At 62.1% G+C, this 14,652-nt stretch carries 11 protein-coding genes; 5 read left to right on the plus strand and 6 right to left on the minus strand.

Features of this window, described 5'->3' with window-relative positions:
- Nucleotides 1–89: 89 nt before the first annotated feature.
- From HNP98_RS09325 to HNP98_RS09335, 3 genes are all read left to right on the plus strand, one after another.
- Nucleotides 90–1,478, plus strand: a complete 1,389-nt coding sequence (locus tag HNP98_RS09325; protein WP_173809796.1) for a RagB/SusD family nutrient uptake outer membrane protein — start codon at nt 90–92, stop codon at nt 1,476–1,478.
- Between the two features lie 546 nt (nt 1,479–2,024).
- Nucleotides 2,025–5,138 carry a SusC/RagA family TonB-linked outer membrane protein gene (locus tag HNP98_RS09330; protein ID WP_173809797.1) on the plus strand — a complete coding sequence of 1,038 codons (3,114 nt, stop codon included), beginning with the start codon at nt 2,025–2,027 and terminating at the stop codon, nt 5,136–5,138.
- A gap of 61 nt (nt 5,139–5,199) precedes the next feature.
- Entirely contained in the window at nt 5,200–6,588 is a 1,389-nt protein-coding gene (locus tag HNP98_RS09335; protein ID WP_173809798.1) for a RagB/SusD family nutrient uptake outer membrane protein, read from the plus strand.
- Nucleotides 6,589–6,683: 95 nt separating this feature from the next.
- Here HNP98_RS09335 and HNP98_RS09340 read toward each other — a convergent pair whose 3' ends face one another.
- Both HNP98_RS09340 and HNP98_RS09345 read right to left on the minus strand, forming a co-directional pair.
- Nucleotides 6,684–7,595, minus strand: a complete 912-nt coding sequence (locus HNP98_RS09340; RefSeq protein ID WP_173809799.1) for a prohibitin family protein — start codon at nt 7,593–7,595, stop codon at nt 6,684–6,686.
- A gap of 81 nt (nt 7,596–7,676) precedes the next feature.
- Nucleotides 7,677–8,150 carry a hypothetical protein gene (locus HNP98_RS09345; protein WP_173809800.1) on the minus strand — a complete coding sequence of 158 codons (474 nt, stop codon included), beginning with the start codon at nt 8,148–8,150 and terminating at the stop codon, nt 7,677–7,679.
- 125 nt (nt 8,151–8,275) lie between these two features.
- Between HNP98_RS09345 and HNP98_RS09350 the strand changes: the two genes are divergently transcribed.
- Nucleotides 8,276–8,503, plus strand: a complete 228-nt coding sequence (locus HNP98_RS09350; RefSeq protein ID WP_173809801.1) for a hypothetical protein — start codon at nt 8,276–8,278, stop codon at nt 8,501–8,503.
- Nucleotides 8,504–8,587: 84 nt separating this feature from the next.
- On the opposite strand, the gene HNP98_RS09355 is transcribed toward HNP98_RS09350, so the two are convergent.
- The 3 genes from HNP98_RS09355 to HNP98_RS09365 all read right to left on the minus strand — a co-directional run bounded on the left by HNP98_RS09355 (nt 8,588) and on the right by HNP98_RS09365 (nt 11,112).
- Nucleotides 8,588–8,896, minus strand: coding sequence for a hypothetical protein (locus HNP98_RS09355; RefSeq protein WP_173809802.1), 309 nt, complete (start codon nt 8,894–8,896; stop codon nt 8,588–8,590).
- Nucleotides 8,897–9,010: 114 nt separating this feature from the next.
- Complete coding sequence (locus HNP98_RS09360) at nt 9,011–10,246, minus strand: S-adenosylmethionine:tRNA ribosyltransferase-isomerase (protein WP_173809803.1); 1,236 nt, start codon at nt 10,244–10,246, stop codon at nt 9,011–9,013.
- An 80-nt stretch (nt 10,247–10,326) separates the two neighbouring features.
- A complete protein-coding gene (locus HNP98_RS09365; protein WP_173809804.1) occupies nt 10,327–11,112 on the minus strand; it encodes a class I SAM-dependent methyltransferase in 786 nt (261 codons plus the stop codon).
- Nucleotides 11,113–11,332: 220 nt separating this feature from the next.
- Between HNP98_RS09365 and HNP98_RS09370 the strand changes: the two genes are divergently transcribed.
- Nucleotides 11,333–11,932: a hypothetical protein gene (locus HNP98_RS09370; RefSeq protein WP_173809805.1), complete on the plus strand. Its 600-nt coding sequence runs from the start codon at nt 11,333–11,335 to the stop codon at nt 11,930–11,932.
- Between the two features lie 76 nt (nt 11,933–12,008).
- Here HNP98_RS09370 and priA read toward each other — a convergent pair whose 3' ends face one another.
- Complete coding sequence (gene priA / locus HNP98_RS09375) at nt 12,009–14,552, minus strand: replication restart helicase PriA (RefSeq protein ID WP_173809806.1); 2,544 nt, start codon at nt 14,550–14,552, stop codon at nt 12,009–12,011.
- Between the last annotated feature and the right edge of the window lie 100 nt (nt 14,553–14,652).

The raw sequence follows: 14,652 nt of genomic DNA on the forward strand, positions 1-14,652 counted from the left end.
CCATTAATTTGAAGAAGGCCGCCCCCTTTTGCCTGCGGGCGGGGGCCGGGGCCGGCCACTTTTTCTTCTTACCCTTAGCTTTTCGTCTCATGAAAAAAATACTACCCGGACTGCTCACGGCGGTTCTGCTGTTGGGCGGCCTGGAAAGCTGTAACAACAACCTCAACGTGCAGCCCACCAGCTCCATCGATTCGGCCACCGCGTTTTCCAATTCCAGCGACGTGCAGGCGGCGCTGGTGGGCTGCTACGCGGGCCTGCAAAGCACCAACCTGTACGGCGGCTACCTCCAGTTCCTGACCGACCTGATAGCCGACAACGGCGACGAGGCCTTCGTGGGCACCTTTTCGCAGCCCCAGGAGGCCCAGCGCAAAGCGCTGCTCATCACCAACAGCCAGGTGAGCGCCACCTGGCTGAGCGCCTACGACGTCATCAACCGCGCAAACAACGTGCTGGCCAACCTGGGCAAGCTCGATACGCCCGCCCAGCAGGCGGCCGTGGAAGGCGAGGCCAAGTTCATTCGCTCGCTGGTGTACTTCGACCTGGTGCGCACCTTCGGCAAGGCCTGGAACGACGGCACCCCCCCGGCCAACCCCGGCGTGCCGCTGGTGCTGACGCCCACCGCCAGCGTGGCCGACGCCGTGCCCCTGCCCCGCAACACGGTGGCGGAGGTATATGCCCAGCTCATCACCGACCTGACCGCCGCCGAGGCCAAGCTGACCACGAGCGGCGGCCTCAACACGTTTTCGGCTTCGCGCTACGCCTGCGCGGGGCTGCTGGCCCGGATTTATTTGCAGCAGGGCAGCTACGCGGCCGCCGCGGCCGCCGCCAGCCGCGCCATCAGCACCACGGCCCGGCTGAACGCTTACTACGGCGACAACTTCGGCTACAACCTGGCCACCAACAGCGCCAGCCAGCTGGTGGGCAACACGGCGGAGGACATCTTCGCCATCCAGATATCGGCGCAGAGCGGTAGCAACCAGCTGAATACGTTTTATTCGCGCACCCGCCGGGCCGACGTGAACATCAACGCGCAGTTCCTGGGCCTGTTTGAGACCGGCGACAGCCGCCGGACGCTGTACTTCACCACCGCGGGCGTCACCTACACCACCAAGTACGACGCCCTCTACGGCAACATCAAGCTCATGCGCCTCGACGAGATGCTGCTGACCCGGGCCGAAGCCAACTTCCGGGCGGGCGGCACCCCGACGGGCCCCACCCCCGTGGCCGACGTCAACACCATCCGGGCGCGGGCCGGGCTGCCCGCCCTCACCGCCGTCACGCTGGCCGCCATCCTGAAAGAGCGCCGCATCGAGCTGGCCTTCGAAGGCTTTCGCCTCGCCGACCTCAAGCGCAACACGGAAACGACCATCGACCCGACGGGTGCCGCCGTCGCCTGGAACTCGCCGCGGCTGGTGTTTCCCATCCCGCTCCGCGAAATTAATGCGAATTCTAACCTGGTCCAGAACGCCGGATATTAGCCCCCCGGAATTTGGCTAAAACGGGTAAGGGCCCGTCCCGGGCCCCCCCTCTTATGCCTCGCTGTAGCAAAGGCCCCGACTAAGTAGTCGGGGCCTTTGCTGCGTGCGGAACTACCGGGCCCAGCGGTGCTGCGAGAGCAGTAAAAATAGCCGGTTGCCGGGCATAATAATTTGAAAATCAATTACAATAGGTAGGGGTAAAATTTAAGAATTAATATATAGTAAAAAATATAATATTCTGTTCACAGTGGTGGATAGGTTGCTTGAAGCACCGATATGCGGCCGCGGTGTGACCAAGCCGTGTGGCCAGCAGCGTGTTGGCGACGTCGGATTAACTTTAGGATAATATTAATAACAATTAGAATAAAAGGATATAGCGTAGCTGTTAGGGCAGAGTAAAAAAACAGGCCACCTTTGGCCATGATGAGACATAAACGAATACTTTCGCCTTCTGTACGTAGGTCAGATGGCGAATAATGTGCACCATTTGTCGTCAACTACCATCTATTTCTACCCATTCACTCTTTTCAGTTTCACTTTATGAAAATGAAATTTTTTACACGCTGCAAGCTTGTGCTGCTGCTAAGTTGGCTACTGGCCATTCCAGCCTGGGCCCAGACGCAGGCCATTAGTGGCCGGGTTTCGGGCTCCGACGGCGGCGGCCTGCCTGGGGCTACTATCCTGGAGCAAGGCACTACCAACGGGGTCAGCACGAACTCCGACGGGGCTTTTACCTTTAGTGTGAAGCCAAACGCTACGCTGGTCATCAGCTCGGTGGGGTACATTACCCAAACCATTCCGGTGGGGAGCCGGGCCACTTTCAACGTGACACTGACGGCCAGCGCCACCGAACTGGCCGAGGCCGTGGTGGTGGGCTACGGCACCCAAACCAAGCAAGACTTGACGGGCTCCATCGCGACGGTGGGCAGCAAGGAAATCAACAACGTGCCGGTGCTCACGTTCGAGCAAGCTATACAAGGCAAAGCGGCCGGGGTGTTCATCGAGAGCGGGGGCGGCAAGCTCGGGCAGGCTACCAAGGTGCGCGTGCGCGGCACGACGTCGGTAAGCGGCGACAACCAGCCGCTGTACGTGGTAGACGGCATTCCTGTCATCAACGACGACCTTTCGGGCAATGGGGCCCCCACCAACCCGCTGACGGACCTGAACCCCAACGATATAGAGAACATCAGCATTCTCAAAGACGCTTCGGCTTCGGCCATCTACGGCTCGCGGGCATCCAACGGCGTTATTCTGATTACGACGAAGCGGGGCAAAAGCGGGGCCACGCACTTTGAGCTGGGCTACCAGACGGGCGTGAGTGACCCCACCCGCAACCGGAAATTCCTGAACGCCACCGACTACGTGGCGCTGGTGCGGGAATCCGCCAACAATACCGACGACATTCTGGGCATCCCCCGCACCGACCCCAACGGCTACACAGCTTACGCTGAAAGCAAGCTCCAGAGCCTGTCGGGCGGCAACGACGATTACAAGACCGGGCTGGTGAACACCGACTGGCAAAAAGAATTGCAGCAGCGGCGGGCTGCTACAAACCAGTACAGTCTGTCGGCAAGCGGGGGCGACGAGAAGACCCGGTTCTACCTGGCCGGTAACTATATTAAGCAAAACGGCATCATCCGCAACAACAACTTTGAGCGGATAAATACCCGGATAAACATCGACCACAAAGCCACTACTAAATTAGTGCTTGGCTTGAACCTCAACTTGTCGCGTACGCTCAACAACCGCATCGACAACGACAATTCGTTCGGGACGGCCTACCAGGCCGTGGCCCTCTCGCCCATCACGCCGGTCATCGACCCGCGCACCGGCCTGGCCAGCGGGGCATTCAACCCCGCTACAGGTCTGCCGAACACTACTTTTCCGCTCTATTACAACCCGCTGCTGAGCCTAGATAACGTGCGCAACGCCACCACCGTGTACCGCACGCTGGGCAATGTGTACGCGGCTTACGACTTGGCCAAAGGGCTTACTTTCCGCAGCGAACTGGGCATCGACCTGCTCTTCCAAACCGAAGATTACAAAGCCGGCCTGCTCACGGCCCGCAACACGGGCTTCACTGTCAACGGCTCGGGCTACAACACCACCGCCCGCAACACCCGCTTCACCACGAACAACTACTTCACGTACCGCCCCACCCTGGGTGAGAAGAATTCGTTGGAAGTGGTGGCGGGTACGGCTTACGAAGAGCGCCGCCTCGACGCCAACTCCGTCTCGGGCCAGCAGTTTCCGAGCGACGCCTACCGCCTGATAAATGCGGCGGCGGTGATTAGCGGTGGCTCTTCTTCCAGCTCCCGCAGCGCCCTGCTCTCCTATTTTGGCCGGGCCAACTACGCTTTTGATAATAAATACTTGCTGACGCTGAGCGGCCGTGTTGATGGCTCGTCGCGATTCAGCAACCGGTACGGATTCTTCCCGGCAGCTTCGGTGGGCTGGCTGCTGACGGAAGAAAACTTCCTGAAAAACCAGAAGATTCTCAGCACCCTCAAGCCCCGCGTCAGCATCGGCCAGACCGGTAACCAGCAAGGGTTTCCCGACAACGCCTACACGGCGCAGTATAGCGCTGGCGCTTACGGCGGCATAGCCACCCAGCGCCCCGCAAGCATTGCCAACGACAATTTGAAGTGGGAAACCACCACGCAAACCGACGCTGGCATCGATTTTGGCTTCCTCGACGGGCGGATTTCAGGCGAAGTTGATGTCTACCAAAAGAAAACCAAGGGTTTGGTTCTCAATACCAATCTGCCCGGCATAACGGGATTCACGACCTATTTCCAGAACGTAGGGGACATGGAAAACAAGGGGTTAGAGTTCTTGCTTACCACCCGCAACGCCCTGGGGGCCTTTACTTGGACCACCAGCTTCAACGCCGCCACCAACATCAATAAGGTGACGAACCTGGGCGGGCAGGTTATTAACGGCGGCTACATCAACCGCGCCGTGGAAGGGCAGCCCATTGGCGTGTTCTACGCCCAGGAATTTGCCGGGGCCGACCCCATGAACGGGGACGCGCTCTACTGGAAAAACCGGACGATAACCGACGGCAGCACCGTTACCACCGTTATCGACCATAGCACGGGCACGACTAACGATTATAACACGGCGGCCCGCGTGGTATTGGGCAACCCCAACCCCCGCTGGACCGGCGGCGTCACCAATACACTGGGCTACAAAGGGATTGAGCTAAACTTCACGTTTCAAGGGGTGTTTGGCAACAGCATTTATAACGGGGCCGGGCAGTACGAATCAGTGGGCTTCGGCAACGGCCTCGACAACCAGACGACCGACCAGCTCGACCGCTGGCAGAAGCCGGGCGACATCACCAACGTGCCGCAGGCGCGGCTGTTCCTGGGCAACGGCATCAGCAACTCGTCGCGGTTCCTATCGCACGGCGACTATGTGCGCCTGAAAACGACGACCCTCAGCTACACTTTTCCTACCAGCTTGCTGGGCCCCGCGCACATCAGCAACGCCCGCCTGTTCCTGACCGGCGTCAACCTGCTGACCTTTACGAAGTACAATGGGGCTGACCCGGAGGTGAACGCCGACTACATCGCGGGAAACATTGGGCAGGGCAACGATTTCTATTCGGCCCCGCAGCTGCGCACCTACACGCTGGGCGTCATCTTGGGTTTCTAATCATTGGTCGTAGCCACGCTGCGGGGCATTGCCCTGCTGGGCCATTCTATCCATTCCTCACATGAAAAAAATAATTCACGTAGTTGCGCTGGGCTCTGCTTTGCTGGTAGTGCCCATGGCGGGTTGCAACAGCCGGCTGGATATCCAGCCCGTCAACACGGCCCCGGCCGACAAAGCGCTGAACACTTCTGCCGACGTCCAATCTTTGCTGCGGGCCGGCTACGCCGTCGTCGGCAGCGTTGACCTGTACGGGGGCCGCCTGCAATACACCGCCGATTTGCTCGGCGACCCCGCTGGGCCCAGCGGCGAGCTGTTCTGGCAAGGCACCTACTCGCAGCCCAACGAGATTTACAACAAGCGCATCACGACCACCAACACGTTCGTAGCGGGCACTTGGACGCAGGCTTACCAAGCCATCAACATTGCCAACACGGTGCTGGCCAACCTGAGCAAGGTGTCCGCTGTGCAGCAGGCCCAGGTAGAAGGCGGAGCTCGGTTTATTCGGGGTGCGATGTATTTTGAGTTGGCGCGTTTTTATGGCCGGGACTGGAACGACGGCTCGCCCAGCACCAACTTGGCCGTGCCCATCTTACTGACGCCCACCAACGTGCAGGACCCCAGCGGGGTGCTGGGCGATGCGGCCAAATTGCCCCGCAACACGGTGGCCGACGTGTACGCCCAAGCCATCAGTGACCTGACGGCGGCCGAAAGCAAACTGAAGGCTTCGGCCCCCAGCTCGCCCACTAGCTCGGACGTGGCCACAACCTATACAGCCTCGGGCATGCTCTCGCGGGTGTACCTGCAGCAGCAGCGCTACGACTTGGCGGCGGTAGAGGCCGATAAAGTGATTAGCTCAGGAATTTTCCGCCTTACTACGCCCATTGCCGACGAATTCAACTCGAAAATCAACACCAACGAAGACATTTTCGACGTCCAAATAACGGTGCAGGCGGGGGTGAACGACTTGAACACGTTTTATTCGACCAACGGCCGCGGGGGCGATATTTCCGTGCAGCAGCCGCTGCTAGACATGTTTGACCCGGCCGACGACCGCCTGAACCTGTTCAACCAGGACAACGGGGTGCTCACGACCAAATTCGACCAGGTGTACGGCAACATCCACGAGATGCGCCTCTCTGAGATGTACCTGACCCGGGCAGAGGGTAACTTCCGCGCCAATACCACCGTGGGCGGGCTGCCTGTCGATGACATCAACATCGTGCGGGCCCGCGTCAACCTGCCCCCGCTGGCTGCAACGGACCTAACGGTGCCCATTATTCTGCAAGAGCGGCACCTGGAACTGGCCTTCGAGGGATTTTACTTGCACGACCTCAAGCGCAACAAGCTGCCAGTGGGCACCCTGCCTTACAACTCGCCGCGCTTGATTCTGCCCATTCCCCAACGCGAGATTGACGTCAACGCCAATTTGGTGCAAAATGCTGGTTATTAGAGCGCAATGGTTAGCTACTGGCTGGTAAAAAGTTGAATAAAAAAGGCGGCTCCGTATTCGGAGGCCGCCTTTTTTATGAATCAATCTGATTAATACTATTTGTCTCCAATCAGCAGTTGCGGGGTGGCCCCGCGGCCGCCGCCCATGATGATGACCTTGGCGTTGGGGGAGGTGGCGATGGCTTGGTTGGCCTTGATGGCTTCGTACTGCAACAGCTTGTCGCTGAGCTGGGTGTTCACAATGCGCTGGTAGTCGGCGATGCCCTGGGCCTCGACGCGCTTGCGCTCGGCTTCCTGCTTCTCTTTTTGCAGCACGAACTGCATTTTCTGGGCGTCCTGCTCGGCGGAGATTTTGCTCTCGATGCTGGCTTTTACCGACTGGGGCAGCTGGATGTTGCGGATGAGGAGCTGGTCGAGCTGGAGGCCGTTGGTGCGGAAGTCCTTCTCGATGGCGGCCAGGATGCGGGCCTGGAATTCCTCACGGCGGGTGGAATACAGGGCTACGGCGTCGTAGTACACGGCATTGTCGCGGATGCGGGTGCGCGAGATGGCCCGCACGATTTTATCCTGGTAGTCCTCGCCGATGGTGGCCAGGATGTGGGGGGCCTGGGCGGGCACCACGTGGTAGAGCACGGTGAGGTCGATGACGACTTCCAGCCCGTCGGCCGACAGCACGCGGATGGCGTCGTCGCCGGCCTGCTGGCCTTCGTTGCGCACCGCCGACATGGTGTAGTTCTGGGTGCGGGTGTCGAAGCGGGTCACGTCCACGAGGGGGTTCACCACGTTCAGGCCGGGCTGGAGCACGCGGGACTGCACCTGCCCGAAGAGCGTTTGCACGCCCACCTGGCCCACGCCAATCTGGGACACCGTGCTCAAGGCCAGGCCCAGCACCAGCAGTGCCCCACCTAGAAATATCAGGCCGCCGCGCAGGTGCTCCAGCCGCTCGGAAAACCGGGCCGCGTTCAGCCCTAAGATCAACAGAATGAAACCGAAAACGATGAGGGTCATGTCAGTAAGTAGTTAACAAATAACAACGCGCAATCCGCGCGTTGAGCAAGCACTTCCGGTGGCCGGATACGCCAACGGTCATCACCCCTCGTCGTCGGCGCTGAAATCGAGGGCGCGGGCCAAGGCCACGCCTTCGCGGGCAATTTCGTCGAGCAGCGCGGGGGTATCGGCGTCCAGGGTGCGGCCGAACAGGTTGAGCAATTCCTCGCCCTGCTCATTCACGTAGAGGTTATCGTAGAGCTGGTCGAAGAGCCGGGCATCGCGGCTCACGATGCGGTCGATGTCCTGCGGGTTGCGGCTCTGCTCCAGGGCCCGGTGCAACACGTCCTGTACCCGGCGGCTTTCGTCGTGGTCGCCAAGGTCGGCCAGTAGCTTAAGCAGACCCATCGCGAGGCCCAGGCGCAACTGCTCGAAGCGAAAAGGCTGCTCGGCGGGTGGAGCGGTCCGGAACCGGTCGTGGGCCTGCCGGGCGGTAGGAGTGAGGTAGTGGGATGCCTCGGCCGGGGCGGCAAAAGCGAGGTGTAAAAGTTGTTCGTAGGGCAACATGGAACGCACGGCGCGACGCCGCGGGGCAAACGGGTAGCGGGGCGCAACCTTAGGGCCGAAAGTTACGCTTATAACAAAGCGTGGCCCGGATTGGGTCAACTCACCAGCCCCAACTTTTACTTTCTTTTGTTCCGATGACGCACAAAGCCAAATGGTTATCTTTTGCCCCTGCCGGGCTCTTGTTCATCGGGGCCGGGGCCAGCATGGTGCACTGGGCCGGATCCCTGAAAGACCGCCGGGTGCCGGCCCCGCAGTGGCTCGCTGCCGGCACGGCCGCCCTTGTCGTGCTCAACGCCGGCGTCAGCCTGTTCGGCCGCGGAGTAGTAGAAAAGGTGCTGCACGAAGCAAGAGAAAAGCCGTAGCACGTGAGGTAGCATGGTAACCGCTTAAACCCAAAAAAAGCGCCCCGGACCAGTCCGAGGCGCTTTTTTAGCAGGAAAGAAAAGCTATTCGCTCTTCGCTTCCATCTTAGCGGTGCCAGTTTTGGCTTTGCGGCTGGCTTTCATGCTGGTACGCTTCACGGCACCTTCGGTTTTCTTGGCTCCGCTCTTGATGGCTTTGCCGGTCTTTTTGGCCACGTTGCCGGCGGCGTCGGCCGTGTTGTCGAGGGCCTGGCCCACGTTGGTTTTGCCGGTCTTGGTCACCACTTTGGTGGTGCCGTTGTCACGGGTTTTTACTTCGGTGGTCGGAGTCGTTTGGGCAAAAGCGGCAGTAGAGAAAGCAACGCTGGCGAGCAACAGGAGTACTTTTTTCATGGGATGGGTGTAGAAAAATCGTTATGGGCCTTTGTACGATGCCCGGGTGCAAAAGTTATTTACAAGGAATGTGCCAGAAGCCGCGGCTCCCAAAAAAGGTGCTTCTTTAATCCGTCAGGGTAGCAGCAGGGAGCTGTCGCCGTAGCTGAGGAAGCGGTAGCCGGTGGCCAGGGCGTGGTCGTACACCGCGCGCCAGCCGGGGCCCAGCAGGGCGGCCACCAGCAGCAGCAGGGTGCTTTCGGGCTGGTGGAAGTTGGTGATTAGCCCTTGCACCAGCCGAAAGCGGTAGCCCGGGGCGATGAGCAGCCGGGTATTGGCCGCCAGCGCCTCGGTGCCGGTGCTTTCGAGGTGGCGCAGCAGGGCCCCCAGCGCCACGTCGGGGGCCACGTCGGGGGCGTTTTCGTAGGGTTGCCACTGGCCCACGGCCAGCTCCGGGCCCACCGGGGCCCCGGCGGCCAGCGCGGCCCCCAGCCAGTACAGGCTTTCGAGGGTGCGCAGGCTGGTGGTGCCCACGGCAATAACCGGCCGGGGCCGGTGGGCCAGCAATTGGCGCAGCAGGGCCGCCGTCACAATCAGCGGCTCGGTGTGCATGGGGTGTTCGGCCATCTGGGCGGCCTTCACGGGCTGAAACGTGCCGGCCCCCACGTGCAGCGTGACGTGGGCCGTGGCAACGCCCCGGCGGGCCAGCTCGGCCAGCAGCTCGGGGGTGAAGTGCAGGCCGGCCGTGGGGGCCGCCACGGCCCCTTCGTGGGCGGCGTACACGGTTTGGTAGCGCACGGCGTCGGCGGCGGTGTCGGGGCGGCCCAGGTAGGGCGGCAGCGGCAGGTGCCCGGCGGCGTGCAGCACTTCGGCAAACGTGAGGTAGACCGGTTCCCAGCGGAAGTCCAGCAGGGCCGTGCCGCCCGCTTCCCGGGCCTGGCGGGCGGCCCACAGGGTGGCGGGCTGGCCATCGGGGGCGGTAAACTCCACCGCCACGGGGCCTTCCTTCCAGCGGCGGCCATTGCCCACCAAGCCGCGCCAGGTGCAGGCACCGGTTTGGGCCAGGGCGGGCTCCAGGGCCCGGTGCGGGGCCACGGGCTCCAGGCAAAACAGCTCCACGGCCCCGCCGGTGGGCCGCTGGGCCAGCAGCCGGGCCCGCACCACCTTGGTGTCGTTGAACACCAGCAGGGTCCCTGGGGGCAGCTCGCCGGGCAAGTCGCGGAAGGTACGGTCCTGGATGACGCCGCCCCGGCTCACCAGCAAGCGGCTGGCGGCGCGGTCGGGAAGGGGGGCGGGGGCAATGCGCCCAGGGGGGAGGTCGTAAGTAAAACTGTGGATGGCGAGCTGGCGCGGGTCCGTCGGGGGGTTCATGGGCCCAAAGGTCGGGTTTCCAGCTAAAAATCGAGCATGGGGCTATTTGAACACAGCTTCATGCTCAAATTTTGATGAACCTAAGACCGGCGGAATAGCAGTAGGTGCTGCTGGGGCAGGGTTTCGATGGTGCCGACGAACTCCAGGCCCACGGCGGCCATTTCCTTGCGGGCCTGGGCCACGCTCATCTTGTGAATTTGCTTGATGGGCACGTTGGGGTCTTCGGCGCGGTACTCTACCAGGGCCAGGCGGCCGGTACCGGGCCGCAGGGCCCGCCGGATGGCGCGGCCCATTTCGCGCGGGTAATCGAACTCGTGGTAAGCATCCACAATCAGTACCAGGTCCACGGCGGCGGCGGGCAGGTTGGGGTTGTCGGGGCGGCCCAGCACGGGGCGCACGTTGGCCAGGTGGTTTTTGGCTTTGTTAGCGTTTAGCTCGGCAATCATCTCGGGCTGGATGTCGACGGCCAGCACCTCGCCTTTGGGCACCAGCCGCGCCATCTGGAAGGAGAAATAGCCCGTGCCGGCCCCGATGTCGGCCACTACGTCGGTGGGTTTCAACTTCAGCTCTTTCAGCAGTAGGTCGGTGCCTTCCTCCTCGCGGCGGTCGCTGCGGTCCAGCCAGTCGGCCCCTTCGTGCCCCATCACGTGGGCAATCTGCCGGCCCAGGTAGTACTTGCCAATGCCGTTGGGGTCGCGGGGCGGGGCCAGCTCGTAGCCGCTGGTGTCGGGCAGCTGCTCGGCGGGGGCGGCTACCAGCGTGGCCACGCGGCCGGTGGTGGCGGTTTCGGTGGGCAGCTGGGCGCAGGCCAGGGCCAGCAGGCCGGTGGCGGGCCCCAGCAGCCAAAGCACAAAATGTTTACGCATGGGAAATCAAGGCTGTTTGCGCGGGGTGAAACGCTGAAAGCGCCCGTACCGTTCAGGCCAGCAGGCCGGAAACAGGGCCCTCCGGTTAGAGTGTGAGCCAAAAGCAGGCGTCCGGGTTGGCCGCGAAAATTAAAAAAAGTGCGCGGGGTCAGCCACCAATGGCCAACTTCTCCGTAGAACGCCCAAAATAGCTTTTCATTTCTTCTCATTCTTTCTCATCATGAAAAAAATCTCTTCCCCCTTCGCGCGTCTCCTGGCCGTGGCCGGCTGTGCCCTGGCCCTCGGCAGCTGCAACCGCGCCGAGTACGCCACGCTGCCCAAAGCTTCGACCTACTACGGCGAAGCCGCGCACCGCCGCGCCGTGGCCGTAGCTGCCCCTGCTGCCGCCACGCCCGCGCCGGTTGTAGCTGCTGATGCCCCCATCGCTCCGGCTCCCGTGGCCACCACCGCGCCGGCCCCCGTGGCCGCCGCGCCGGTAGCCCCGGCCACCAAGCCGGTGGCCGCCGCTGCCCTGGCCGAAGCCGCCGCTGCCACCACAGTGGCCGCCGCGCCGGCCCCCAAGCCCACGCTGGTGCAGCGGATGCTGGCCAAAAAGGTGATGAAGAAGATGGACAAAATGATGGCCAAAGTGCAGCACAAGGACGCCACAGCTTCCACGGCCCGCATCGACGGCAACCTGCGCACCGGCCTGCTGTTCTTGCTGGTAGGCCTCATCGTTTCGCTCTTTGCTGGCGTTTCCAGCATCTTCGGGGTTATCGGGGCCATTCTGGCCGTTATCGGCATCATCTTCATTATCCTCTGGCTGCTCGACCAGGCGTAGTACCATCCGCAAGGCAACCAAAAAGGGCCCTGGCTTAATTGCCAGGGCCCTTTTTGGTTGCCGCCGGTCGCCCGTGCTACATCGGGTCCACGTCGGCCACCAGGCGGGCCTGCTTGAACTCTTTTTGGTCGCGCACCGCGTCCATGGCCTCGCCAATCTGCTCCTTGGCGTGCTTGAGTACGGTGTGGGCCCGTTCGAGCTTGACGGTGATTTCCTGCAAGAAGAAGTTGCGGATGCGGAAAATGTAGGGGGCTTCGGGGCCCAGCACGGCTGCCTGGCCCAGGCGGGCCACCAGCTCTTGGGCGAGCAGCACGGCGGCCTGCTCGGCCACGCCCTGCTCCACGTGCTTCACCGTCAGCTTGATGATGCGGGTGAAGGGCGGGTAGCCGTGCTCGCGCCGCTGCGTGATTTCGTACTCGTAGAACTCCAGGTAGTCGTTGCGCATCACCTTGTCGAAGATGACCTGCGCCGGGTCGGCGGTCTGAATCAGCACTTTGCCCTTCTTGCCCTTGCGCCCGGCCCGCCCGCTCACCTGCACAAACATCTGGTAGGCCCGCTCGTGCGCTCTGAAATCAGGATAATGGATGATGCTGTCGGCGTTGATGATGCCCACCAGGCTCACGTTGGCGAAGTCCAGGCCCTTGGTTACCATCTGGGTGCCCACCAGCACGTTGGTTTTTTGCAGCTCGAAATCGGAAATGATTTGTTGATAAGAGTTTTTGGCGCGGGTCGTGTCCAGGTCCATGCGCTGCACATTGGCCTGGGGCAGCATAATCTTGAGGTCGTCCTCGATTTTTTCGGTGCCGAAGCCCACCGTTTTCACCGCCCTGGAGCCGCAGGCGGGGCACTTGGTCACCATGCTTTCGTGGTAGCCGCAGTAGTGGCAGCGCAGCTCGTGGCTGTGCTTGTGGTAGCTCAGGCTCACGGCGCAGTTCGAACATTTAGGTATCCAGCCGCAGTCCTGGCAAGCCACCACTGGGGCGTAGCCGCGCCGGTTCTGGAACAGAATGACCTGCTCCTGGGCCCCCAGCTTGCGCTCAATCTCCCCCAGCAGCTCGGCCGAGAAGTGGTTGTGCATCGTTTTCTGGTCGCGGGCCTTGCGGGTGTCCACCAGCACCATATCCGGCATGCCCGCCTCGCCGAAGCGCTTGCTGAGCGTGACGAGCCCGTAGCGGCCCTGGCGGGCCTGGTAGTAGGTCTCGACGGCCGGCGTGGCCGAGCCCAGCAGCACCTTGGCCCCCTGGTAGCTGCCCATCATCAGGGCCACTTCGCGGGCGTTGTAGCGCGGGGCGGGGTCGTACTGCTTGTAGCTCGACTCGTGCTCCTCGTCCACGATAATCAAGGCTAGGTCATCGAAGGGCAGAAACACCGCCGAGCGCACGCCCACCACCACCTGGAAGCGGCCGGCCAGCACGCCGTTCCACACCTCCACCCGCTCGTTGTCGGAGAATTTGGAGTGGTACACGCCCAACCGCGAGCCGAACACGCGCAGCAGCCGGGTCACGATTTGGGCGGTGAGGGCAATTTCGGGCAACAGGTACAGCACCTGTCCCCCGCCGCCCAGGGCCTGCTGGATGAGGTCGATGTAAATCTCGGTCTTGCCCGCGCCCGTCACGCCGTGCAGCAGGGCAATGTCGCGCTCCCGAAAGTGGGCCATAACTTCGTCGCGGGCCGTGAGTTGGGCCGCCGTCAGGTCGAAGTTGGGTTGCACGGCGGCGTTTTCGTCCAGCGGAAAGCGCGACACAATCTGGTCGAACTGCTCCAGTACTCCGTTCTTAATCAGCGTATTTACCGCCGAAGCCGACAGGCGCGGGCTGCTGGTGAGGGCCGCTTTCTCGAGGCCTCCGTGGTTGGCGTGCTCGTTGTGGGCCACCGGCACCCGTTGCAGGTAGTGGAGCAGCACGTCGAGCTGCTTGGGCTTGCTTTCGAGCTGCTGAAACAGCTGCTCCACGGCGGCTTCGGCCACGAAGCGGTGGGCCAGGCGCACCTTCTTCAGCACCTTGGGGGCATACTTGTCGGCCGTGTGCTCAAAGAGGAAAATCACATCCTTTTGCATCAAGGACTTGATGACCTTGTGGAACGAGGCGATGCCCAATAGGTCGCCCACCTCGGTAAAGGTCAGGGCCTTGCCGTCGCTCACCACGCCCAGCGCGTCGATGATGACTTCTTCCTGGGCCGTGAGCGGGTACTCGTTTTCCTCCCGCGCAAAGCCCGGGTGCAGCTGGATGCGCGACTCGGAGCTGAGCTTGAGCGCGGCCGGTAGGGCGGCGTTTATTACCTCGCCCAGCGTGCAGAGGTAGTAGTCGGCCATCCAGCGAAACAGCCGAAGCTGCGGCTGCGTGACGACGGGCGCGTCGTCGATGAATTCGAGGATGTACTTGGCCTGGTAGTTGGCCGGCGGCGTTTCGTGCACGGCCGCCACAATGCAGCTCAGCGTCTTCTTAGCCCCGAACTGCACGATGACGCGCCCGCCAATCACCACGTTGTCGTTCAGCTCAAACGGCACCCGGTAGGTGTAGAGCCGGGGCAGCGGCAGCGGCAAAATCACGTCCACGAACAGCGTCACCCGGTCAGGCGAGCCGGCCGGGGTCGGCGAAACAAAGTCAAGCGCTAAAGTCAAAACGGCGGCAGAGTAGGCGAATAGTAAAGATAACGAGCCGGTCCCAGCCGCGGCACTGGCCGCAGTTTAGCGCAAAGTGCGTAACTGCCGGCCGGCAAAC

This window comes from Hymenobacter caeli (assembly GCF_013294115.1).
GTDB lineage: Bacteria > Bacteroidota > Bacteroidia > Cytophagales > Hymenobacteraceae > Hymenobacter > Hymenobacter caeli.

Bases quoted from the DNA above. Each gene is read 5' to 3' on its own strand.
- HNP98_RS09325 (WP_173809796.1), top strand. From the start codon at position 90: ATGAAAAAAATACTACCCGGACTGCTCACGGCGGTTCTGCTGTTGGGC.
- HNP98_RS09330 (WP_173809797.1), top strand. From the start codon at position 2,025: ATGAAATTTTTTACACGCTGCAAGCTTGTGCTGCTGCTAAGTTGGCTA.
- HNP98_RS09335 (WP_173809798.1), top strand. From the start codon at position 5,200: ATGAAAAAAATAATTCACGTAGTTGCGCTGGGCTCTGCTTTGCTGGTA.
- HNP98_RS09340 (WP_173809799.1), bottom strand. From the start codon at position 7,595: ATGACCCTCATCGTTTTCGGTTTCATTCTGTTGATCTTAGGGCTGAAC.
- HNP98_RS09350 (WP_173809801.1), top strand. From the start codon at position 8,276: ATGACGCACAAAGCCAAATGGTTATCTTTTGCCCCTGCCGGGCTCTTG.
- HNP98_RS09355 (WP_173809802.1), bottom strand. From the start codon at position 8,896: ATGAAAAAAGTACTCCTGTTGCTCGCCAGCGTTGCTTTCTCTACTGCC.
- HNP98_RS09360 (WP_173809803.1), bottom strand. From the start codon at position 10,246: ATGAACCCCCCGACGGACCCGCGCCAGCTCGCCATCCACAGTTTTACT.
- HNP98_RS09365 (WP_173809804.1), bottom strand. From the start codon at position 11,112: ATGCGTAAACATTTTGTGCTTTGGCTGCTGGGGCCCGCCACCGGCCTG.
- HNP98_RS09370 (WP_173809805.1), top strand. From the start codon at position 11,333: ATGAAAAAAATCTCTTCCCCCTTCGCGCGTCTCCTGGCCGTGGCCGGC.